Source organism: Lentzea sp. CC55 (genome assembly GCF_021056325.1).
Taxonomy (GTDB): Bacteria; Actinomycetota; Actinomycetes; order Mycobacteriales; family Pseudonocardiaceae; genus Lentzea; species Lentzea jiangxiensis.
The window spans coordinates 9566-32304 of record NZ_JAJCXE010000045.1; the positions used below are offsets into that span (position 1 = coordinate 9566).

A 22739-nucleotide genomic window follows, 5' to 3' on the forward strand; every position below is an offset into this window, starting at 1 on the left:
GGCACACCTCGTCCGGCGAGCCGCTCAGACCCTCCCCGCCAGCACCGAGATCGCCGAAGGCCCGGTCCGGCAACACCCACCCACCAAACGCGCCCCGGCCTCGGCCCACTCCCCCGCCGACGCGGCGAACCCCGTCCCGTCCCCGGTCCACGCCCGCGCGTCCGCGTCCCACTCCTCGCCGCTGTTGGGGTAGACCACGACGGGCAGCCCCGTCACCCTCCGCGCCACGGCCACCGCCTCGGCCACGTCCGCGGGCGCGCAGCAGTTCACGCCGACCGCGATCACCTCGTCCACGCCGGACACCACCGAGAACGCCTCCTCGAGCGACTGCCCCGCGCAGGTCCGGCCGTCTCGCACGCTGTAGGAGAGCCACAGCGGCACGCCGCTGCCGCGCACGACGTCCAGCACGGCGACGGCCTCGTCCACGTCGGGCACGGTCTCGACCGCGAGCACGTCCGGATCGGCGGCGCACAGCTCCTCGATGCGCGGCCGGTGGAACTCGGCCAGCTGCCGCCGGCTCAGGCCGTACCGCCCGCGGTACTCCGACCCGTCCGCCAGGACCGCGCCGTACGGGCCGACCGATGCGGCGACCCACCGCCGGCCGTCCACATCGGAGGCGGCCGAGCGGGCCAGCTCCACACTGGACCGCAGCAGGCGGCCGGTCTCCTGCGAGCCGATGCCCCGGCGGGCGAAACCGGCGAAGCTCGCCTGGTAGCTCGCGGTGATGGCCACCTCGGCACCCGCCCGGAAGAAGGCGAGGTGGGCGGCGCGCACGGCGTCCGGGGTGCTCAGCAGCAGCCGTGCCGACCACAGCTCGTCGGACAGGTCGTGCCCGGCGAGCTCCAGGGCGGTCGACATGCCGCCGTCGAGCACGACCACGCGCTGCGCCAGCGCTGCTGCCAGTTCCACCCGCGGAAGTCTACGGAACGAGTGGTGAGGAGGAGTGCGCGACAGCCGCTCCGCCGAGAACATCGCGCACTCCCCCAGAACGACCGCCGGAGCCGGCGCCGCCCCGTGCGCGCCGCATTTTCGCACGGGGCAACGTCATCCCGGCGGCCGTCCGTCGTCAACCGGTTCCCCGGATCGGGAACCGGTCAGCCGGTGGCGCCGCGGTGGGCGGCGGGATCCGGTGTGCTCGCCCGGCGGGAGAGCCGGGGAGGCAACAGCATCAGCGGGGGCGGCTGCTTGCCGGACAGCTTGGCCACGAGCAGGTCCACGGCGTGCCTGCCGAGCTCTTCTGCGGGCAGCCGGACGGAGGTGAGCAGGGGTGAGGTCTGCTCGGCGACCTCGTCCGGGCAGATGGCCACCACGGCCACGTCGCCGGGGACCTGACGGCCCGCCGCGCGCAGGCACGTCGTGATCCAGCCCAGGGCCGCCTCGTTGTGCACCACCAGCGCCGTCATCGACGGGTGGGCCCGGATCAGGGCCTTGGTCGCCCTGAGCACGGAGTCGTGGTCGCCCTCGACGGACAACGCCGTCGCGGCGACCCCCCTGCGCATGGCGGCGGCGCTGAAGCCGTTCATCGTGCGGTGCGCGAAGCCGGTGCTGCGCCGGTAGACCGCGCTGGGGGCGCCGAGGAAGCCGATCGAGCGGTGGCCGAGGTCCGCGAGGTGGTCGACGCACTTGGCGCCCGCCGCCTCGAAGTCCAGGTCCACGCAGGTGAGGCCGCGCGCGGCGGCCGGGTGTCCGATGAGGACGGACGGTTTGGACAGCTGACGCAGCAGGGGCACGCGCTCGTCGTCCATCTCCACGTCCATCACGAGGAAGCCGTCGACCTGGGCGCTGTTCGCGGCCCGGCGCAGGCCGGCCGCGCCGTCGTCCGCGGTCATCAGCAGCAGGTCCATGTCGTAGCGGCGCGCGGTGGTGACGGCGGCGGTGACGAAGCGCATCACGGCGGGCAGGTGCGTGCCCGCGCGCAGGGGCAGCACGAGGCCGATCACGTTCGTCCTGCCGGCCGAGGCCGCGCGGTCGGTCGCGTGCGGCTGGTAGCCGAGCTGCCTGATGCTCTCCCGGACTCTCGACTTCGTGTCCGCGGAGATCGACCGCTTGCCCGTCAGCACGTAGGAGACCGTGCTCGGAGCGACCCCGGCGTGCCTCGCGACATCGGCGATGGTGACCACACAGCCCCCTTTCCCGCTCGCTGTCAGTGACGGTGTCGACACCATAGGGAGCACCTTCTGATGACATCAAGAGTTATGTGTGCGTTAACATTGCGCTTTTCGGGTGGTCCAGACGAATTCGCCTCTGTCTGGAAACTTGCTGGACGGAAAACCAGTGCGGGGTGGAAGAGCGCACCCACGCGGCGCGACACCGTGATCCGGCGCCGGCCGCATGGGCACGCTCACATCCCGCAGCTCAGAGCGCCGGGTAGGCGTTGCGCATGAGCTCCTGGAACTGCGCGGAGAACCACTTGCCGGACAACGGTGCCTTCGGCAGCGCGCCCGACAGGTTGTTGCCGTTGCGCACGTTGCCGGTGTAGGCCGGGTCGCACATCTTGTCCGCGCCCTTGCCCTCGTTGTTCGGGATCTCCTCGCTCGCGCCGTCGGACTCGCCCGGGGGCTTCATCCACACGTAGGCGTCGATACCGGGCTCCGGAGCCGCCTTCGGGCGCTCACCCAGACCGGCACCCGACTGGTTGCACCAGTTGCCGAGGTGGATGCGCCGGTCGATCCTGCCGCCGTTGACGTAGGCGTCCACACCCGTCGTCGGGCCGGGGCCCGTCGGACGGGCGCTGCCGCCCCAGCCGTTGCGGCTGGTGTCGATCAGCATGCCGACGTTCGCGTCGAAGCCCGCCAGCACGGCGCGCTGCCGGAACGCCTGCGCGTAGGACAGCTCGTCGACGTAGCGGTTCCAGTCCACCCACTTCGACTGGCGGACCGAGGTGCCGCCCACCGAGTCCTCGATCTTGAAGTACAGCTCGCGCAGCGCGCCGTAGTTCGCGGTGTTGGCGATGAAGCCGTGGACGTTCGCCTTCGTGCTGCCGGAGGCGTTCGCGGCCTGGTACAGCAGCTCGGCCGTCGGGCCGAAGTTGTCGTCCCAGCCGATCCAGCCGTGGTGGCCGATGTCCAGGTAGTTGTAGACGTTCGGAACCGCACCCAGCTTCGCGAGCGCGTAGCCGACACCGGTGACGTAGTTGCCGTTCGCCTTCATGACGTCGCACGCCGGCACAGCGGTCGGCCGCGGCGACACGTTGGTGATCAGGTTCGGCAGCGAGTCGATCTCCACCGTCGTGACGATGCGCAGGTTCGCGTACTCGGGCCTGGCGAAGATCGCCGCGATCGGGTCGATGTAGTCGGTCTTGTACTTGTCGATCTCCGTCGGCTTGAGCTCACCGTTCGAGGCGAGGGCCGAGCAGTCACGACCGGGCAGGTTGTAGATGACCACCTGGATGACGAGTGGTGAGCCCGCCGCCTGGCGCACCGCCTCGTCCAGGTGTCCGACCAGGCCGCGCGAGTCGACCGTGCCGTTGATCGCCGCGATGCGGTCCATCCACACACCGGTGGGCTGGTTCGCGATCCGGCTGCCGCCGGGCTCCGCGGCGGCCTTGGCCGACCAGTCCGGGTTGACGTACTGCTTCGCGCCCACGTACGGGTTGTCCACGCGACCGGGGCCAGGACCGTTCGAGGTGGTCGTGGTGGTGGTCGTCGTGGTCGTCGTGGTGGTGGGCACCGTGTCGCCGGTGCACAGCGTGCCGTTCAGCGTGAAAGCCGACGGGTTGGCGTCGTTGGCGCCCGCGTTGGACCCGTTGAAGCCGATGTCGATGGACGCGCCGGTACCGAGGTTCCCGTTCCACGACAGGCTCGTCGCGGTCACGTCGGCGCCGGACTGCGACCAGGTCGCGTTCCACCCCTGGGCCACGCGCTGGCTGCCCGGGAAGGTGAACTTGAGCGTCCAGCCGCCCGACACGGCGTCACCGAGGTTGGTGATCTTCACCGAGGCGCCGAACCCTCCGCCGCCCCAGCTGTTCGCCTTGTAGTCGACGCGGCAGCCGGGTGCGGCGCCCGCGGGTGCGCTCATCGCCACCCCGAAGGTCGCCACGGCGGTGGCGACCACGACACCCGCCGCGGCCCACCGCCTCTGTCCGTTGAGCTTCATTGATCTCCTGACTTCCTAATGGTGTTGGATCTGGACCAGGGAGCACGCGGAGGGCGTGCATTCGAGCCGTTTCAGGCCGAGGTACTCCATCCCGATCGAGCCGGTGAGCGCGAAGCCGTCCCCGAAGGCGAGGTCCGGGTCGCCCCGGACCTCGCCGTTCGCGAGCGCCGTCCGCCAGGCCTGGTCCAAGCCAGGCCGCAGGACCAGCAGCCCGAGCCGCCCGTACGGCTCCTTGGCGCAGGTCCCCCATTCGGCGACGAACGGCGCGTAGACCTTGGACCGCACCGGTCCGGCGAAGTCCGTGAAGTCGTCACCCCGCCGGACGGTGGCGCACTCGTCGGTCAGCTCGTTCAGCCAGGCGGCGATGCCGTCGACGCCCCTGCTCAGGTCGGGGGTGGGTTCGGCGCGTCCTACGAGGAGGGCGAACGTCACCGAACCCACCACCAGAAGGGCGATCAACGCCCTCGTCACCGGATGGCGCACGGAGAACCGCTGAGCGTGAACGACGTCGGATCAGCCGGCGTGGACGCCGTCGTGGCGTTGAAGCCGAACGACGCCGTGCCACCGGGCGCGAGGTTCGCGTTGTACGACACGCCCTTCGCTGTGGCCCGTCCGTTCGCGACGGTCACGGTCGACGACCACGCCTGCGAGAGCTGCTGTCCCGCGGGGAAGTCCCACACGAGCTCCCAGGCGTTGAGCGCACTGGTGCCGGTGTTCGTCACCGTCACGTTGGCCGTGAACCCGCCGCTCCACGTGCTCGGCCGCGAGTAGGCGACCGTGCAGGAACCGGTGGGACCGCCGCCACCCGCCGACGTCCTGACCGTGACGCCCGACGAGGCCGCCGAGGCGTTGCCGGCCGAGTCCGTCGCGACCACGGTGAACGAGTACGACGTGTCCGCGCTGAGCCCGGTGACCGTCACCGAGTTCGTGGCGGAGGTCGCGACCACCTGGCCACCGCTGTAGACGCGGTACCCGGTCACCCCGACGTCGTCCGTCGACGCCAGCCAGTCGAGCTTCACCGAGCTGCCGGTGACGCCGGAGGCGACGGGAGTGCCCGGTGCCGACGGCGCGGTGGTGTCCGGCGTGCCGGTGCCCCCGCCGAAGACGACGTCCGAGCAGCTGTAGAACGCCTCCGGGCTGTCCGAGCGCTGCCACAGCGAGTAGATGATGTGGCGGCCGGTCTTGTTGGGCAGCCTGGCCTGCCAGGCGTACTCACCGTTCGCCAGCGGCGGGTTCGTCACCTTGTCGAACGGCACGGACTCGAGGTCCGACCACTTGAGCGGCTTCGTGACGTCGAAGCCGTCCTTGGTGACGTACTGCTCCCACGTGCCGGGGTGCGGTGCCCAGGCGTTGTACCGGAAGGTGACGGTGCTGTTCGCCGTGACCTGCGTGGCGGGCCAGTCGGCCCGCGGCAGGTTGTAGGCGGCGAACTTCGTGGTGGGACCGCACAGGCTGCCGTCGGGAACGATCTCCCGGTGGCGTCCGGCGGCGTTGCTGATCAGGTTGCCGAACCAGTCCCACAGCGGCTGCTTCCCGCCCTGGGCCACCGCCGCGACGCACGCCGGGTTGGTGGGCTGCAGGTCGCCGCCGCCCGTGCGGCCGTCCTCGTAGCAGAGGTAGGTGCGGCTGCCGGGCCAGACCATCGAGCCGTGCGCGACGGCCGTGCCACCGGTGTGCACCAGGACGGCGCCGACCGCGGCCGCCACGGCCAGGAGTGCTATGCGTTTTCTCATCTGCGGACTCCTCACCCGTAGATCTCGGCGTGCAGGGAGAAGGCGGTCGCGATCTCCGCCTGGGCCCAGAACCGGTGGTAGGTGAACGTCGGTGCCGGTCCGCCGTCCAGGTAGGCCTGGACCTTGGGCCACTGCGGGTCGTTGCGGAACATCGACCGCATCGACAGGAACGACGAGCCCTGCCCGATCTGGTCGCCGTTGGGCATCCGGCCGGTCCAGCCGCTCGGCACGTACGGGCCTTCCGCGGTGGAGGTGTTGTAGACGTCGTCGAACCGGTTGTAGTCCGCGCGCGTCTCCGGCGTCGCGATGCCGAGGCTGTCCTGGTGCGCGAGCAGCCCGGTCAGCAGCGCCTCACCCGTGGTCTTGGCCGAGGCGTTGCCCGACCGCGCCGCGTAGTTCAGCAGCACCTTCGCGTACGACGCGGCGATGCCGACGTCCTGGTTGTGGTTCACCACGCGCACCCGCAGGTTCGCGTTCGAACCGGGGTTGGTCGCGTTCCACGTGTCCGGCGCTCCCGACCACTCCAGGTCCGCGGGGATCTGGAAGTTCGTGCCGGTCGTGGTGTTCGCGATCGCCCACGGCACCCACTTGTCGAGGATCTTCTTGGCGCGCGCGTCACCGGTCAGCCGGTACAGCGCGGCCGTGCGCTCGATCCCCCACACCTGGAAGCCGAACCACCGGTTGCTCGGGGGGTCGCGCCACACCGGGTGGGCGTCGTAGTGCATGCCGTAGAACGTCGGCGTGCCGGCGGGAGGCGAGGCGTACTGGCCCTCCCAGCTGTTCGTCACGCCACCGGCGAGACCGCCGTCGGCCGACTGCAGCCACTGCAGCATCTCGAGCTGCCGGTTCAGCGACGTCGCCCAGTCCTGCTGCCCGGTGGCGGACAACGGCTTGAGCGCGGGCACGTTCGCGAGAGCGTGCGCTGCCAGCGGGTTCTGGTAGCCCTGGTGCGAGGCACCGTCACCGATGCGCCACGCCCAGCCGGCGGACGTGTCGGTCGCGCCACCCCACGCGTAGTACCAGGACATCAGGTAGTGCGCGCTGTTCTTGCCGGTCGCGCCGGGGCACGACGCCGGGCTGTTGCAGTTGCCGATGCGCTTGAAGTACTTGTCGAACATGGCGTACCGCAGGTAGTCGCCCATCTTCGCGGACTTGCCGATCTCCGCCGAGATGTCGCCGGCCTTGCCCTGCGCCGTCGCCCACTGCTGGGCGAGCAGTGCCACCTGCACCACGCGGGCGTCCGCGTCCGGCGCGTTGGTGTACTTCCACTGCTTGGCGTAGGACGAGTCCTTGGTGAAGAGGTCCAGGAACCCGTTGGGGCCACCGTGCTTGAACGTGTCGCACGAGGGCTGCGGGATGGTCTCCCACACCGACTCCGACGAGCCGCGCTGGTAGGTGTTGATGTACGCGGGCGCCGTCGTGCCGTCACCGCACCGGCCGAAGCCGTAGGTGTTGTCGACGTCGATGAGCCAGTGCATGCCGTAGACGTCCGAGTTGCCGTACGCGGTCTTCAGCTCCGCCGCGATCGGGTCCTGGCCGACCGGGACGGTGCCGTCCAGCGTCGACGGGTACTGGTCCATCCTCGGGTGTTCGGGCGCGTAGGTCGCCGGCTTCGACGGGTCGTACTTGTCGTTGGTCGGCTGGTCCGCCTTCGCCGGGATGATGAACTTCTCCATCGACGCGAAGGCCGACTTGAACGGCGCCCAGTCGCCCGTGACGCGGCCGTAGCTCGCTTCCAGCCACAGGTAGTAGCTGAAGGCCTCGGACGTCGTCTGGTGACCGTGGTCCGGTGCCTCCACCATCAGCGTCTCGACCGAGTGGTACGGCACGAGCAGGTCGCCGAACTTGCGGAAGTAGCCGCTCGCCGGGTCCTTGATCTTGTTGTACTGGTCGAGGAACGCCTTGTTGAAGTCCGAGGTGGACGGGTCGAGCTCCTTGACCGTGACGCTCGCCGGGCTGTAGCCGGTGGCCGACGCCGTGAAGGTCGCCGTGCCGAGCTCACCGCCGTTGTTCGCCGACGTCACCGTCACCGTCTGCTTCGCGGTGCCGGTGAACGTGAGCGTCGCCGGGGTCGCCGTCAGGTCCGTGCTGCCGCTGCGGGCGATCGTGACCGTGACGGGCTGGCTCGGTGCCGTGGCCAGCGAGACGTCGAACGTGGCCGTCTGGCCCTGCTTGACCGAGATCGCGCTCGGTGACGCGAGGACCGCCGGTCCCGACAGCACCTTGACCGCCGCCGGTGCGGAGGTCGTCACGGCGCCGCGGTTGTCCGTGGCCCGCGCGGTGATGCTGTGGTCACCGGCCGGCGCCGACGTCCACGTGCCGCTGAACGGCGCGCTGGTGTCGGTCGCGACCAGGGTGTCGCCGGCGTAGAAGTCGACCTTGGCCACCGTGCCGTCGGTGTCCGTCGCGGTCGCCGCCAGCGGGATCTCCGCGGGGAGGGTGTAGCTGCTGCCGCTCGTGGGCGCCGTCAGCGCCACGGAGGGCGCCTTGTTCGGTCCCGTGCAGGACACGCCGTTCACGGCGAAGTCCGTCGGTGGCCGGTTGGTCGAGCCCTTGCTGCCGTTGAAGCCCACCTGCGCGGTGCCGCCCGCGGCCAGCGTCGGGGACCAGGGCGGGTTGGTCACGCTCACGGCAGCGCCGTTCTGCGTGAAGGTGCCGCTCCAGCCCTGCGTGACGCGTTGCCCGTCGGGGAACGTCCACGTGAGGTTCCAGCCGTTCAGCGCCTCCCCGTCGTTCCGGATCGACACGGCCGCGCCGAATCCGGTGTTCCACTCGTTGGTGATCTGGTAGGTGACGGTGCAGGCCACCGCGGCTGGTGCCGCGACGGCGGGAACCCCGCCGGCCAGCACCACCGCCGCAACCGTCAACGCCAATGTTCGCCGAGTCATGCCGCCGCCCTCTCGACAACTGGGAGCGCTCCCAGAGTTCACGGCACTGTAACGTGGGCCACATCAGCCAACCGGCCGCCGTTGCAACGGAAGTTGCACCAAAGGGCGCTCGCGAATAGTGCTTGCGGCGCAACGGGGATACGTCCGCCGGTTCCTCTTACTGCTCTCTTCGAGTGGAATCCTGGGAGCGGTCCCAGACGAAGACGGGGACGCCCTCGGCCAGACGGGGCGTCCCCTTCCCTCATCAGCCGCGGCCGGCTCCGGCCCCGGCCGTGACCACGCTCTTCACGCTGCTCGCACTGTCGAGCGGGTACGAGTAGGGCACGCTCTTGACCGAGCCGCCCTGGTCACCCGTTCCCGAGTTGACGAAGTGGTTGTCGCGCGCCACGAGCGAGCCACCGGGCGAGCTGCCCTCACCGCGGTGGAACGGGTCCTTCGTGTTCTCGAAGTAGTTGCCCTCGACGAGGACACCGCCCTCGACGGTCGACGCGACGCCGTAATCGGTCACACCGCCGTAATAGTTGTTGTAGACGTGCACCGGGTTGCCGAACCGCACGCGCGGGTGGCGCTGCTGCGTTCCGTCGAACCAGTTGTGGTGGTAGGTCACCCGGAGCTTGCCGCGGTCCTCGGAGCCGTTGCCGTCGCTGTGGCCCAGCAGCATCGTCTTGTTGTGGCTCGTGAACTTGTTCCACGACACCGTGACGTAGTCCGAGGCCCGCTTGACGTCGACCGCACCGTCGTAGCCGTTGGAGAAGGTGTTGTGGTCGATCCACACGCGGGTGGAGTACTGCACGTTGATCGCGTCGTCACCCCAGCTGCGGAAGTTGAGGTTGCGCACGATCACGTTCGAGGCGTTGGCGATGTTGAGGCCCTGCCCGGTGATCGCCGCGCTGGAGCCGACGCCCTCGATGGTCTTGTTCGAGGCGACCTTGGTCATGCTCGGCAGCGAGATCGTGCCGGAGACCCGGATCACCGCGGCGCTCGACGACTTCGCGGCCTCGACGAACGCCGACGCCGTGGTGACGGTGATCGGCGACGCGCTGCCGCCTCCCGTCGTGCCTCCTCCCTGGGTGGCCCAGCCGACCAGCCCGAAGGGGGCGGCGGTCGCCTGGGGGACGAAGACCGCACCGAGGACCAGCGCGGTGGCGGAAACTAGTGCTGCACGCTTTGGAATCATTCCACGCTCCCAATTCGTGAGCGGCGGTGCAAACCACACAACCAGCCACAAAGGCGACGGTCAACCAATTCGACGATATTCGACTCGAACAATCGAAATCGGTTGACTCGACCGGGGCCCGCTCTAGGATTGAATTACCGCCGCGCATCCCCCTGCAAGCGGAGCGCACATGAAGAAAGTTCTGACAGCGGTTCTGACCACGGCGTTGGCCGCGTTTCTCGCCCCTGTGGCACAGGCGGCGGGCAGCACGTTCCCGACGCCGGCCGGACCGAAGCCCGTCGGCGCGACCATCAAGGTCGGGGCCGGTACGTACGACGGAGGCATGCAGCGGTTCTACGGCACCGGCAACCTCGGTTCCGGCGGCCAGAACGAGGGCCAGGACCCGATCTTCCAGCTGGCCGACGGCGCGACGCTGAAGAACGTCGTGCTCGGCGCGCCGGCCGCGGACGGCGTCCACTGCCTCGGCACGTGCACGCTCACCAACGTGTGGTGGGAGGACGTCGGCGAGGACGCTGCCACGTTCAAGGGCACGTCGTCCTCGCAGACCATGACCATCAGCGGTGGTGGCGCGCGCAAGGCCTCCGACAAGGTGTTCCAGCACAACGGGCCGGGCACGATGATCATCCGCAACTTCCAGGTGGACGACTTCGGCAAGCTCTACCGGTCCTGCGGCAACTGCAAGACCCAGCACAAGCGGCACGTCGTGATGGAGAACGTCACGGCGTTCTCCCCCGGCAAGAACCTCGCCGGCATCAACACCAACTACGGCGACACCGCACGGTTCTCGCGGATCACCGTCGTCGGTGACAGCAGCAGGAAGATCGCTGTCTGCGACAAGTACCAGGGTGTCACGAGCGGCGAGCCGAAGAAAATCGGAACCGGTTCCGACAGCACCCACTGCCTGTTCAAGTCCTCGGACATCACCTATCGGTAGAGGAAAAGCCCCGGCGCTCCGCCGGGGCTTTTCTCACCATTCTTCAAGAGTGTGAACTCCGATGTGTTCGAAATTCCAGTCGTCCCCGATTCCCGGACGAACCGGAAGGGTCACGTTCCCGTTCCCGTCCAGCGGGTCGACGATCGAGCCGCGGTGCGGCGGAACCCGGTCGAAGTCGACGTGCGGGTGCAGCAGTCCCCGTTCGTACCACCGTCCCGCATCGGTCGCGCCGAGCACGGTCAGGCTGGCCGACCCGTTGCCGTGGATCTCGCAGTCGACGTTGAACGCCTCGGCGAGGTGCACGGTCTTGAGCACCGGCGTGATCCCGCCGCTCCCCGCCGGACCCGCGCGCAGGACGTCGCAGGCCCCCGAGCTGATCCACTCGGCGCGCGTGTGGTGCTTGCCCCACGCCACCTCCGGGCCGATCACCGGGATGTCCAGCTGGTCGGCGAGCCACCGGTAGGAGCTGACCGACGCCTCCTCCATCGGTTCCTCGAACCAGTAGTAGTCGAGCTCCTGCAACGCCCTGCCGAGCCGCAGCGCCTCCGTGCGGGAGTACCAGTGGCTCGCGTCGAGCATCAGCGCGACGTCCGGTCCGACCGCCTCCCGCACTGCCCGGCACGCCTCGACGTCCCGCGAGACGCTCGGCGCGCCGGGGACCGGCGGCATCCAGGTGTGCAGCTTGATCGCCCGGTAACCCACCGACACGAGGTGCTTCGCGAAGTCCGCGTAGTCCCCCGGCGTCGCCAGGCCGTCCGTGTCGCCGCACATCGTGCTGGCGTAGGCCGGGATCCGGTCGCGCGCGCCACCGGCGAGCTTCCACGCGGGCAGTCCCGCCTTGCGCGCCACCAGGTCCCACAGCGCCGTGTCGACGAACCCGAGCGCGCGGTCGGTGAAACCGCCGTGCGAGCCGCGCTGACGCCTCGCGAGCAGCCGCCAGAGCCGTTCGCGGTCCCACGGGTCCTGTCCCAGCAGCACCGGCCGCACGTGCTTGTCCAGCACCGCCGGGCGGACCTGGTCGGGCTGCACGGCGCAGTAGCCGGTGGCGCCGTCGGTGTCGGTGATCTCCAGCAGCGCCTCGGTGATCTCGTGTTCGGGTGCCGGGTGCCGGTGGCCCTCCGCGTCGACCGAGGTGCACGCCGTCGTGGTGAACGTGCGCACCGCTACCCGTTCGATCACTTGCGCTTCTCCCAGTCCTGCTGGGCGGTCGTGAGCTTGGCCGCGAGCTGGTCGAGGAAGTCCTGCGCGGACATCTGCCCGAGCAGCACCTTCTGGTACAGCGGCTCGGTGTCGGTCTTGGTGATCGACGAGTACTCGGGCAGGTAGACCGGCGCGGGCACGAGCACGGTCGCCGGGTCCTCCAGCACACCGAGCGCCATCTTCACGGCCGCGTTCTTCTGGATCCACTCCGCGCCGCGCACGTCGGTGTTGGCGGGGATCTGGCCGACCTTCTCGTTCCAGTAGCCGTTGCTCTCGGCAGAGGTCAGGAACTCGACGAACTTCCAGGCCGCGTCCGGGTTCCGGCTGCCCTTGAACACCGCGAAGCCGTCGGTCGGGTTCGGCACGACGGTCCGCTTGCCCGAAGGTCCCTTCGGCAACGGCATGGCGGCGACCCGCTCCGGGCCGAGAGCCTTCATGACGTCGGCGGTGGAACCGAGGTTGTGGTGCATCATCGCCACCGTGCCGCCGGTGAACTGGGCGACCATCTGGGTGTAGTTGTTGTTCACGTCCGCCTCGGGCGTGGCCTTCTTGTACAGCTCGGCCACCTTCCGCACGAGCTCGGCGTTGCGCGGGTCGGCGACGGTGCTCCTGCCGCCCTCGTAGAACTTCTCGACACCCGAGTAGGAGTACGCCTCGGACAGCAGCTGGAAGACCGAGCCGGCGCCACCGCGGATCGTGAAGCCGTACTGGTTGGCCGCCGGGTTGGTCAGCCGCACGGCCGCGTTCGCCAGCTCGTCCCAGGTGGACGGCTCGGCGATCTTGGCTTCCTCGAAGCGGTCGGAGCGGTACCAGATCACGTCCATGTTGCCGGACGCGGGGACGGCGTAGAGCTTGCCGTCCGGCGCGGTCTGCCGCACGGTCTCCAGCAGGCCGTTCAGCAGCTTGCCCTTGAGCGGGCCGTTCTCGATCCGCTCGTCGGCCGGCTCGAGCGCGTCCTGGCCGACCAGGTGCGCGAGGTAGGACGTCGTGACACCGCCGACGTCCGGGGTGGAGCCGCCGGCGATGGCCGTGTCGTACTTCTGCTGCACCGACGAGCTGGGGATGCCGACGTACTCGACCTTGACGTCCGGGTTCGCTGCCTCGAACCTCTTGATCAGCTCCTGGTAGATCGGCGTGCGGCCGGGGCCGCCGTTGTTGTCCCAGAACGTGATCGTCGTGGGTCCGTCCCCTCCCGCGGAGCAGGCGCTCAGCACGAGCGCCAGCGCGAGCAGCAGTCTTCTCATGCTTCTCTCCCTCATCCCTTGACCGCGCCGGCGCTCAGTCCCTGCACCAGGAACCGCTGCACCACGGCGAAAACCAGCACGACGGGCACCGCGGCGACGACGCCGCCGGCCGCGAGCGCCCCGAAGTCGGTGTTGAACTCGCCGAGGGCGTAGCTCAGCCCGACCGGCAACGTGAACTTGTCCTGCTTGCTCGCGAACATCAGCGCGAACAGGAAGTTGTTCCAGGCACCGATGAACGCGAACGACCCGACCGCCACCAGCGCCGGGCGCAGCTGCGGCAGCGTGACCGCGAAGAACGCCCGCAGCCTCGTGCAGCCGTCGACCATCGCCGCTTCTTCCAGCTCCACCGGCACGTTCCGCACGAACCCGCTCATCAGGATCAGCGCGAGCGGCAGCTGGAACGCGGTGTCCGCGATGATGAGCCCCGTCAGGCTGTTGAGCAGCCCGGCGGACTTGAAGATCACGAACAACGGGATCAGCATCATCGCGCCGGGGATGAACTGCGTGCACAGCAACGCGAGCAGGAACACCCGCTGGCCCCGGAACTTGAACCGCGCCAGCGCGTAGCCGCCCATCAGCGCGAACACCGTGACCGTGACGAGGGTGCCGACGCCGATGATCAGGCTGTTCTGGAAGAACAACCCGAAGCCGACGCCGTTCCACACCGTGTCGAAGTGCTCGAACGTGATCGGCCACGGCACGAGTGAGGTCTCCCCCGCCGGCCGCACCGCGAACACCAGCATCCAGTAGAACGGGATGAGCGTGAACAACAGGTAGAGCACCAGTGGCAGGTGCAGCCGGAAGAACCGGCTCGGGTCGCGGTGCTTGCTGCGCCTCGGCGGTGACGGCGGTGGCACGACCGGCGTTTCCGGGCGGATCAGCGTCTGGGTCATGCCCGGCTCCCGAACTTGGACAGCCTCAGGTAGAGGATCGAGAAGAACAGCAGGATCACGAAGCCCGCCATGGTGAGCGCCGAGCCGTAGCCGAAGTCGTGCGAGTCGACGGCCTTGCGCGCCACGTAGAGCGGCAGCGTGGTGGTCTGGTTCGCCGGGCCACCACCGGTGAGTGTGTAGATGAGGTCGACGTTGTTGAACTCCCACACCGCTCTGAGCAACGTGGACAGCACGATCGCGTCGCGCAGGTGCGGCAGCGTGACGCTCACGAACCGGCGCCACCTCCCGGCACCGTCGACGCTCGCGGCCTCGTACAGGTCTTTCGGGATGGTCTGCAGGTCGGCGAGCAGCAGGATCGCGAAGAACGGCACACCGCGCCACAGCTCGGTGACGACGGTCGCGGGGAACACGGTCGCCGGGTCGCCGAGCACCGACGTGCCCGGATCACCGATGCCCCACTGCGCGAGCTGCTGGAAGACGCCCGTCGACGGGTTGTAGAGCAGGATCCAGATGCCGGTCGTGAGCACGCCCGACACCGCCCACGGCGAGAACACCAGCGCTCGCGCCAGCGCCCTGCCCACGAACGTCTCGTTGACGATCAGGGCGAGGACCAGGCCCAGCACCAGCTGCAGGCCGACCTCGACCACGACCCACTTGGCGCTGAACACGAGGCTCTGCCAGAACAGCTGGTCCTCGAACAGCATCCGCCGGAAGTTCTCGAAGCCGATGAAGCCGTTCTTCCACGGCTGCGTGACGGTGTGCTGCCGCAGGCTGAACCAGGCGACGCTCGCGATCGGGTAGACCAGGAAGACCGCCATCAGCACGAGCGTCGGGGCGATCAGGGCGTAGGGCGCCCAGGTGCGGGTCCTCACGCCGGGTTCCACCCGCTCAGGTAGGCCGCCCTGGTGTGCTGCCTCGCCTGCTCATCGGTGAGCTGGGGGCGGTCGGCGTTCGTGCCCGCGCCGGGCCCGGTGTTGCGGTACTCCGCGAACCTGGCGCCCCGCCACGGGAAGCCGGACATGTCCGTCCACGGGCCGGCCTTGATCGCCGCGGGCAGCTCGGTGTCGCGGATGACCACCTGGGCGATCGCGTCCGGGTCACCGCCGGGGTGCCACGGCCTGCCGAGGAAGTACGTCCCGGCCGGGGCGTCGCTGCGGATCTTGGAGTTGACGATCAGGAAGCCGTGCGGGTTGTCCCTGCGGGTGCTCGCCGCGGTCACGTACCCGTTGGGGTCCTGGCCCCGGCTCAGCGCCGTGATGGTCGCCCGTTCGAAGACCGCCGTCGCCCGTCCGAAGAGGAAGTCGACGTCACCGGTGATCGCGCAGTCCCGGTAGTACTGGCGCGACCGGGCCGTCGTGGACGGCGTGTCCGCGTACAGGGTGTCCTGGTGGCCCTCGAAGCGGACCCGGTCGAACAACACCCGGTCACCGGTGGTCTTGACCGCCACGGCCTGGGTGGCCGTGATCTCCGGGTGCTTCGCGCGGTCGAACGAGTTGCGGAAGGTGATGTCCTTCGCGGTGAACCCGTCCGCGGCGATGGTCGCCGTCGCGCTGCCCGTGGTGCCGTACGTCGTGCCGTCGGGCTTCTTCGTCCCGCTGGCGTTGTCGTAGTCGATCACGACGTCGCGGGCGTTGCCGGTGGCACCGCGCAGCGTGAGGTCCCGCTTGCTGCTCGGGATCTTGACGACCTCGCGGTGCACGCCCGCGGGCACCGTGATCACGGCTCCGGCCGGCGCCGCGTCGATCGCGGCCTGGACGGACGGGAAGCCCTTGCCGACGACGAGGTGACGTCCCGCCGGCTGTGCGCCCGCCTTCAGGTGCTTGACGCGGTGCGCGGGTTCGAGGCCGCGGTCCAGCGTCGGCGTCCAGCCCGCGTCCGTGCCGAGCGCCTTGTCGAGGAACGCGGCGTTGTGAGCGCTCACGAAGCTGAACGGCCGGCCGTCGAGGAGGTTGCCGGTGTCGGTGATCGCCGTACCGCCCCAGTTGTAGACGACCTTCTCCGGCGCGATGCCCCTGACGAAGTTGTTCTGCGCGACGATCTGCGACTTGACGCCGACGCCCCAGCTGTAGGTCTGCGCACCCTCGTAGAGGTTGTTGTAGACGTGCACCTGCCCGAACCGCACCCGCGGCGCGCGCTCCAGCACGTTGCGGAAGACGTTGTGGTGCACGGAGACCCTGAGCTTGCCCGGGTCGACCGCGGACGAGTTCGACGACCCGATCAGCATCGTCTTGCCGTGCTCGGCGAAGACGTTGCGCGACACGGTGACCAGGTCGCTGCCGTTGGTGATGTCGAGCTGCCCGTCGTGCACCTGGTAGGGCCGTCCGAAGTGGAGCGGCTGGGTGCTGTCGGCGTTCGGCTCGTCGGTGAACGTGCTGTGGTCCACCCACACGTTCTCGGAGCGCTGGACCGACACCGAGTCGTAGAGCGAGTTCCAGTTGCCGGGAGGCGCCCCGGGGCTGTTGTCCGCGGGATCCCACTGCGGGAAGCAGTCGCGGGTGTCGCGGAAGGTCAGGTTGCGCACGATCACGTTGCGCGCGTTGTGGATCCGCAGGCTCCCGCCGGTGATCCCGGCCCCGCCGCCGACACCGATGATCGTGGTGTCCGACGGCACGTCGAGCGCGATGACGGCTTCCTGCTTCTTCGCAGAAGCCTTCCGCGCCTCCTCCAGCACCCCCTCGGGCTCGCGCTCCCACCCCCACACGGCGGGGTCGTAGGCCGCGAGGTACCCGGCCAGCGTGTACCCGTCCGCCGCGTAGTCCTCACACCGCAAGGGTTTCCCGTCATCGCCGCTGTTCGCGTCGATCACACCCCTGACCTTGACGATGCGCGGCGCCGGAGCCGCGAGCGCCGCGACGAGCTCGGCCCGCGTGCGCACCTCGTGCACGTTCTCCCTGGGCGCCGCCGCACCGCCGGTGGTCCCCGTGCCGGCCGACCCCCACCCGTCGCCCGCGGGCAGCACCTGCCGGGCGGGGTCGTGGCCGGCGTGCGCGGGAACGCTCACCACCCCGGTGCACGCGCAGGCCACGGCCAGCGCGCCAACGAAAAGCCGCATGACGGAATACCCTTCGCAAAGGATTCACATTCTTGAACAGCGTCCACGATCGTGAAACGAGTATTACGAATGCGTCCGGCGTGCGTCAACGAAGTGAATTCATTCGACAATTCGCCACCGCGTTCGACGATTGTTCGAATCGAACGCGGTCGAATGCGCGGTGAGGTGGATCAGCGACTGATCAATTCATGTTCGTGAACTGGTGTCCAGTTCGCTCCAGCGCCACGAAACAAAACCGTCCGTGAGCAACGGGAGGTCCCGTGACTCACGGACGGCAGGAGCGGTGGTGAGGCCGCGCGGTGCTCAGCTCTTGACCGGCCTCAACATCGGCACCAACGCCAGAGCGGGCAGCAACAGCAACGGCACGATGAGCAAAGCCTTCAACACCCCCACGCCGTTCCCGAGCAACCCGACCAACGGAGGCCCGGCCAGGAACGCGGTGTACCCGATCACCGCGACCACGCTGACCCGGGCCGCGGCCCGCTCGGGATCATCCGCCGCCGCACTCATCCCGACGGGGAACCCGAGGGCGGTTCCCAGCCCCCAGACGGCCACCCCGGCGACCGCGAGCCACACGGATCCGGCGAACACCGCCAGAGCCACGCCGGAGGCCGCCAGCAGCATCGACACGACGATCGCCGGCACCCGTCCCCAGCGGTCCAGCGCGATCGTGCCGAAGATCCGGCCGAACGTCATCGTCGTGACGAACACGCCGAACACCACGGCGCCCAGTGCCGGGTCGAGCGCGTAGCCGTCGATGAACGCGACCGCCACCCAGTCGTTCGCGGTGCCCTCGGTGAACGCCAGCACCAGCACGAGGAGCCCGATGAGCAAGGTGCGGGGTTCGCGCCACGCGGCCATGACCCCGCTGCCGCCGCCGTGCTCGGCTTCGACCGCCAGCCGGTAGGTGCGCGACGCCACGAGGGTGCCCGCGGCGACGATGAAGGCCACCACGGCCAAGTGGGCCGTCACGGGAAGGACGGCCCAGGCGGCGAAGGAGGCCAGGCCCGCGGCGACGACGGTGCCGAGGCTCCACATCGCGTGGAAGCGGGGCATGACCGTCTTGCCGAGCGCGCGTTCCACCTCGGCGGCCTCGACGTTCATCGCGACGTCGCACAGGCCCGAGCCGTAGCCGAGCGTGAAGATGCCGATGGCGGTCAGCACGGCGGACGGGTGCGCGCCGATGCCGACGCCTGCCACCGCGAGGCCCACGGCGACGGTCACGGCGGACACCGCCACCGTGCGGCGTGGGCGGAGGCGGTGGGTGACCTCACCCGCGGTGAGCATCGCCAGGCAGGCTCCCACGGACATCGACAGGAGCAGCAGGCCCAGCGCGCCGGGGGTGAGGCCCAGTGCGTCGCGGGCGGCGGGGACGCGGGCGAACCAGGTCGCCACGGCCACGCCGTTCAACCCGAAGGTGACCGCCACGCCCGCCGCGGCTGCTCGGACCTGGCTGCGTGGCACCGTGACCGACATCCCGGTCCCTCCCTTTCTCGATACACGAAGTACTCACCCCACACATGGAAGCGCTTCCACAGCAATACTGCAGGTATGACGGCAGAACGCACCGCGACGCTGGACGACGTGGCACGGGCCGCAGGCGTGTCCCGGGCTACCGCCTCCCGTGTCATCACCGGGCAGGGCCCCGCCTCACCGCGGGCACGGGACAGGGTCACCGCGGCGGTGACGGCGCTGGGGTACGTGCCGGACGCCTCAGCCCGCGCACTGGTCACGCGCACCGGCACGCGGCTCGCGATCGCCGTCATCGGGCACACCGCCGCCGTGCTCGACGACCCGTACGTGGGCCGTGTGCTGACCTCGGCGGCGCACGTCGCCGCCGAGCGCGAGGTCGGCGTGTCCCTGCACTGGCTGCCCCTCGACGACCCCGGGTCACTCGCCCGGCTCGCCGACGGGCGCGGGCTCGGCGGGCTCGTGGTCGTCAACCCGACGCGGCCCGCGCTCGAGACCGTGCCGCGCCGGCTGCGCGGCCGGGTCGCGGCGGTCGGGGTCGGCACCCGCGACGTGCCCTCGTTCGACGTCGACAACCGCGCCGGCACGGACGGCGTCGTGCGGCACCTGGTGCGCACCGGCAGGCAGCGGATCGCGATGGTCACCGGGCCGTCGTGGCTGCCCTGCTGCGACCGCGCCGTCGAGGCGTACCGGCAGGTGCTGCGCGAGACCGGTGGCGAGCCGCGCGTCGTCCAGGGCGACTTCACGGCCGCGCGGGGCGCCGACGCCGCCATCGAGGTCATGGGGCGCTGGCCCGACACCGACGCGGTCTTCGCGCTCAGCGACCTCACCGCGCTCGGAGTCCTCGACGGACTGCACGCGCTCGGCGTGCGGGTGCCGGGCGACGTGGCGGTCGCCGGGTTCGACGACATCGCGTTCGCGGGCCTCAGCCGCCCGGCGCTCACGACCAGCACGCACCCGGTCGAGGAGATCGCCACGGCCGCGGCGACCTCCGTGCTCGACCGCGGGAACGGTGCCAGGGCGACGTTCTACCCGTCCCGGCTCGTCGTCCGGGACAGCGCCTGATCATTCCACCGAACACGGGACGCCGTTCAGGCTGAACGCCTTCGGAACCGCGTTGTCACCCCTGGCCGAGCCGTTGAACCCGATTTCCACCGAACCACCCGGTGCGATCTTCGGGTTGTAGTGGACGTTGACCGCGTTGACCAGTCCGCGGAACTGGCGCGGCGTCGCGTTCCACATTTCGTTCACGACCTGTCCGGTGGCGAACGCCCACTGCACCGTCCACCCGTCGACCGGCGCGGTGCCGGTGTTGCGCACGGTCACAGTCGCCTGGAACCCGCCGGGCCACTGCCCGACGACGCGGTAGACCACGGCGCACGTCCTGGCCGGCGGCCGTGGCGTGGTGGTCGCGGGAGGAGGTGTGGTCGTCGCGCCAGGTGTCGTCACGACGGGAGGCGCGACCGCCTGGCCGTCGCACGGCGGTCCCCACAACCCCCGGTCGGCGGCCGCCGCCTCGGACTCGGCGGTGAGCAGCGCTCCCCCGTCGACGCCCTCGGGCCGCAAGGCGCCTTGGCGCACGGCCAGCAGGGCGTAGTCGGTGCCGTCCTCGAGCGTCAGATCCACGTCTCCCGACAGCACGGGACTGATGCGGACGGAGGCCGTTAGCAACCTCGCCCTGGCGAAGGCGAGCGCTCCCGCGGCCCAGCACCCGGCAGGAGCCGCCAGCTGCGCGATGCGCACCTTCGTGCCGTCCGCCAGCTCGACGGTCCGGCCGTCGACCACGTCCCGCACGACGTGCAGCACCCGCTCCGACCGCACCTGCTCGGTGATGAGCGTGGGCGGCTTGAACGGCGTCCGCGTCCCGGGTGGCGCCGGCGCCGGTGGCTCCGCGGTGCAGGCCCCGGCGAACAGCACCAGGGCCGCCACGAGTCCGCTAACCGCCCGCAACGACGGACCAGCGCTGGTTCGCGCCCGAAGTCGCTTGGTACAGACCAATTCTGGCACCGTCCTCACGCGACTCGCCGATGACGTCGAGCAGACCACCCGTCACCGCGTTCACGAACGTCCACGTGCCGTCCCCGGTCGAGGACAGCACCCACCGCGCGGCAGGGCCGTCCGCGACGCCCAGCACGACGCCGCCCCCTTCGGCTGCGACGCGCTGCCCGGTGGCGGAGTTGGTGATGGAGAACTGGGCGCGGTGGTCGTAACCACCCGAGCGCCGCTCCACCCGCCACACCTGGTCGGCGGCGGCGAGGTCCGTGGTGCGCTGGACGAGCGAGGTGCCCGACGGCGCAAGGGACTTGCCGCTCTGCACGCCGGTGAGCCGGTACTGCCCGCCGAGCGCGGCCGCGCGGTTCACGCCGCCGACCCCGCTCACCTCGAACGTCGTGACCGACCTGGCGGGCACGGAGAGCGTCGCCTTGCGGTCCTGCACGCGCACGGAGGCGCCCTTCACCAACGCGCCGTGCTGATCGGTCACGACCGGCCGGACGGACGCGTTCTGCCGAACGGACGCGAACGCCGACAGGTCCAGCGTCACGGACTGCGCCTGGTCGGTCTTGTTGAGGTGCACCACGGTCTTCAGCTCGGTGTCGCGCACCGCCGCCACGTCGGTCGTGGTGTTCACCTTCACCAGCCGGTCACCCGGCTTCACGAAGTGGGTGAAGTTGCGCAGGGTGTGGAACTTCGTGTTGACGCGCGCCGGGCACGTGGCGAGCGTGGCCTGCGGCCCGCAGTCGAAGGGGATCTGGACGACGCCCCAGTTCATGCCGTCCGGCGACTCGGCGCCGGGCTTCATGTTGTTGTAGTCCTCGACCGCCTGCCAGAGCAGCCACGCGCGCGGTTCCAGCTCGCGCAGGTCGTCGATCACCCGCTCGGCCAGGCCGAGGCCGGGGTCCATGCTCGTGAAGCTCTGCCCGGAGCCCCAGTGCCCGTCGACCTCGCTCATCCACAGCGGTTTGCCCGCGCCCTTGGCGATGTCGCGGGCCGAGGTGCGGCGTCCGGTGCCGTAGGTGTGCACGTTCAACTGGCCGACCTGCGCGCGCACCGCGGCGGGGTAGCCCGCCCAGTCGTCGGCGAAGAGCCCGGGGTTGGTCTCGTCCGGCGCGGAGACCACGGCGCCGAGCCCGTTGGCGCGCAACGCCTCCGCCATCGCGGGCACCACCTTCGCCTGCAGCGCCGGACCCATGTGGGCGCCCTCCTGCCGGCCGCCCGTCGGGTTGCCGTCCGGCCCCAGGGTCGTGCGCCAGTAGGAGGTGTTGGGCTCGTTGAACGGGTCGACCGTCGCGAACCTGATGCCGTGCGCCCGTTCCAGCTCGGCCGTCGCCTGCGCGAGGTAGGCGGCGAAGTCGCCGGTCCTGTCCTCCCGCAGCTGGTCCGCGTTCGGGTCGAAGCCGCCGGACACGTACCCGCTCACGGTCTGGAACCACGGTGGCGAGTTGCTGAACGACTCCCAGCGGGTCACGTCCCGCTTGATCCGGTCGACCCACCACCGCTGGCGCGGATCGGCCGCCGTGTCGAAGAAGCGCGGGTCGCCCGGCTTCCACCAGTCGGTGTCCTCGCGGGTCGTGCCCTCCGGCGCCTTCCACCAGCCGGGGACCGCCGCACCCGCTCTCAGGTAGCCCGGCACGTCCGGCGCGTTGCCGCCGCCGACGTTGTAGCGGGCGATGTTCAGGTTGAGGCCGTCCTCGCCGAACAGCAGCTCCGCGAGGTGGTCGCGGATCTCGTCCGGGTAGCCGCCGGTGGCGTTGGCGAACCACACCAGGCTCGTGCCCCAGCCCTGGAACGGCTCCTGCTGGTAGGTCGGATCCGGTCGCACCGACACCTGCTCGACGGCGGCGACAGCGGGCGCCGCGGTGGAGAGCGTGAGCGCCGAAACGGCGAGCAGAGCTAGAAGTCTGGTCATCGGTTCTCCGTTGAACGCGCGATGTTCACGCTAACATCTATCGAGAACCCACTGGTGCGTCAAGGTCCTGCCGGTGGAGGCGCGGCCACCGGCAGGACCTCTCGGAACGCTCGCTCCCGAGGAGACGGGCCTGCCGCTCGAACCCC

General features: G+C 70.1%; 17 protein-coding genes. 2 read left to right on the forward strand and 15 right to left on the reverse strand.

The features are described 5' to 3' along the window. Positions 1 to 24 precede the first annotated feature (24 nt). The 7 genes from mmuM to L6E10_RS28340 form a co-directional block, all read right to left on the reverse strand. Positions 25 to 909: a homocysteine S-methyltransferase gene (gene mmuM, locus L6E10_RS28310; protein WP_308102896.1), complete on the reverse strand. Its 885-nt coding sequence runs from the start codon at positions 907 to 909 to the stop codon at positions 25 to 27. Positions 910 to 1094: 185 nt separating this feature from the next. After that, positions 1095 to 2120, reverse strand: coding sequence for a LacI family DNA-binding transcriptional regulator (locus tag L6E10_RS28315; RefSeq protein WP_236223055.1), 1026 nt, complete (start codon positions 2118 to 2120; stop codon positions 1095 to 1097). 235 nt (positions 2121 to 2355) lie between these two features. After that, positions 2356 to 4095 carry a glycoside hydrolase family 6 protein gene (locus tag L6E10_RS28320; RefSeq protein WP_275677168.1) on the reverse strand — a complete coding sequence of 580 codons (1740 nt, stop codon included), beginning with the start codon at positions 4093 to 4095 and terminating at the stop codon, positions 2356 to 2358. Between the two features lie 15 nt (positions 4096 to 4110). After that, complete coding sequence (locus tag L6E10_RS28325) at positions 4111 to 4527, reverse strand: hypothetical protein (protein WP_143022565.1); 417 nt, start codon at positions 4525 to 4527, stop codon at positions 4111 to 4113. A gap of 35 nt (positions 4528 to 4562) precedes the next feature. Beyond that, entirely contained in the window at positions 4563 to 5828 is a 1266-nt protein-coding gene (locus L6E10_RS28330) for a lytic polysaccharide monooxygenase (protein ID WP_236223056.1), read from the reverse strand. 11 nt (positions 5829 to 5839) lie between these two features. Then, entirely contained in the window at positions 5840 to 8716 is a 2877-nt protein-coding gene (locus tag L6E10_RS28335) for a glycoside hydrolase family 48 protein (RefSeq protein WP_236223058.1), read from the reverse strand. 244 nt (positions 8717 to 8960) lie between these two features. Beyond that, complete coding sequence (locus L6E10_RS28340) at positions 8961 to 9893, reverse strand: polysaccharide lyase family 1 protein (RefSeq protein WP_090096263.1); 933 nt, start codon at positions 9891 to 9893, stop codon at positions 8961 to 8963. A gap of 169 nt (positions 9894 to 10062) precedes the next feature. On the opposite strand from L6E10_RS28340, the gene L6E10_RS28345 reads away from it, so the two are divergent. Continuing rightward, the gene (locus L6E10_RS28345; RefSeq protein WP_236223060.1) at positions 10063 to 10827 is read left to right on the forward strand and encodes a pectate lyase; all 765 of its coding nucleotides are present in this window, start codon (positions 10063 to 10065) and stop codon (positions 10825 to 10827) included. Positions 10828 to 10860: 33 nt separating this feature from the next. Here L6E10_RS28345 and L6E10_RS28350 read toward each other — a convergent pair whose 3' ends face one another. The 6 genes from L6E10_RS28350 to L6E10_RS28375 all read right to left on the reverse strand — a co-directional run bounded on the left by L6E10_RS28350 (position 10861) and on the right by L6E10_RS28375 (position 18692). Then, a complete protein-coding gene (locus L6E10_RS28350) occupies positions 10861 to 12006 on the reverse strand; it encodes an enolase C-terminal domain-like protein (RefSeq protein WP_236223062.1) in 1146 nt (381 codons plus the stop codon). Further along, on the reverse strand, positions 12003 to 13271 hold the full coding sequence (locus L6E10_RS28355; protein ID WP_236223064.1) for a sugar ABC transporter substrate-binding protein: 1269 nt from the start codon (positions 13269 to 13271) through the stop codon (positions 12003 to 12005). Before L6E10_RS28355 ends, L6E10_RS28350 begins: the two co-directional genes overlap by 4 nt. An 11-nt stretch (positions 13272 to 13282) precedes the next feature. After that, a complete protein-coding gene (locus tag L6E10_RS28360; protein WP_236223066.1) occupies positions 13283 to 14164 on the reverse strand; it encodes a carbohydrate ABC transporter permease in 882 nt (293 codons plus the stop codon). Further along, positions 14161 to 15036: a carbohydrate ABC transporter permease gene (locus L6E10_RS28365; protein WP_090096710.1), complete on the reverse strand. Its 876-nt coding sequence runs from the start codon at positions 15034 to 15036 to the stop codon at positions 14161 to 14163. Before L6E10_RS28365 ends, L6E10_RS28360 begins: the two co-directional genes overlap by 4 nt. Beyond that, a complete protein-coding gene (locus L6E10_RS28370; RefSeq protein WP_236223068.1) occupies positions 15033 to 17216 on the reverse strand; it encodes a pectinesterase family protein in 2184 nt (727 codons plus the stop codon). The genes L6E10_RS28365 and L6E10_RS28370 overlap by 4 nt, the downstream gene beginning before the upstream one ends. A 303-nt stretch (positions 17217 to 17519) precedes the next feature. Further along, positions 17520 to 18692: an MFS transporter gene (locus L6E10_RS28375; protein ID WP_236223070.1), complete on the reverse strand. Its 1173-nt coding sequence runs from the start codon at positions 18690 to 18692 to the stop codon at positions 17520 to 17522. 75 nt (positions 18693 to 18767) lie between these two features. On the opposite strand from L6E10_RS28375, the gene L6E10_RS28380 reads away from it, so the two are divergent. Beyond that, a complete protein-coding gene (locus L6E10_RS28380; protein ID WP_236223072.1) occupies positions 18768 to 19751 on the forward strand; it encodes a LacI family DNA-binding transcriptional regulator in 984 nt (327 codons plus the stop codon). Here the strand turns inward: L6E10_RS28380 and L6E10_RS28385 are convergent, their stop codons facing one another. Together L6E10_RS28385 and L6E10_RS28390 are read right to left on the reverse strand one after the other, a co-directional pair. Continuing rightward, entirely contained in the window at positions 19752 to 20615 is an 864-nt protein-coding gene (locus L6E10_RS28385) for a cellulose-binding domain-containing protein (protein WP_236223074.1), read from the reverse strand. It abuts the gene before it with no gap. Positions 20616 to 20622: 7 nt separating this feature from the next. Next, positions 20623 to 22593 carry an RICIN domain-containing protein gene (locus L6E10_RS28390; RefSeq protein WP_236223076.1) on the reverse strand — a complete coding sequence of 657 codons (1971 nt, stop codon included), beginning with the start codon at positions 22591 to 22593 and terminating at the stop codon, positions 20623 to 20625. Between the last annotated feature and the right edge of the window lie 146 nt (positions 22594 to 22739).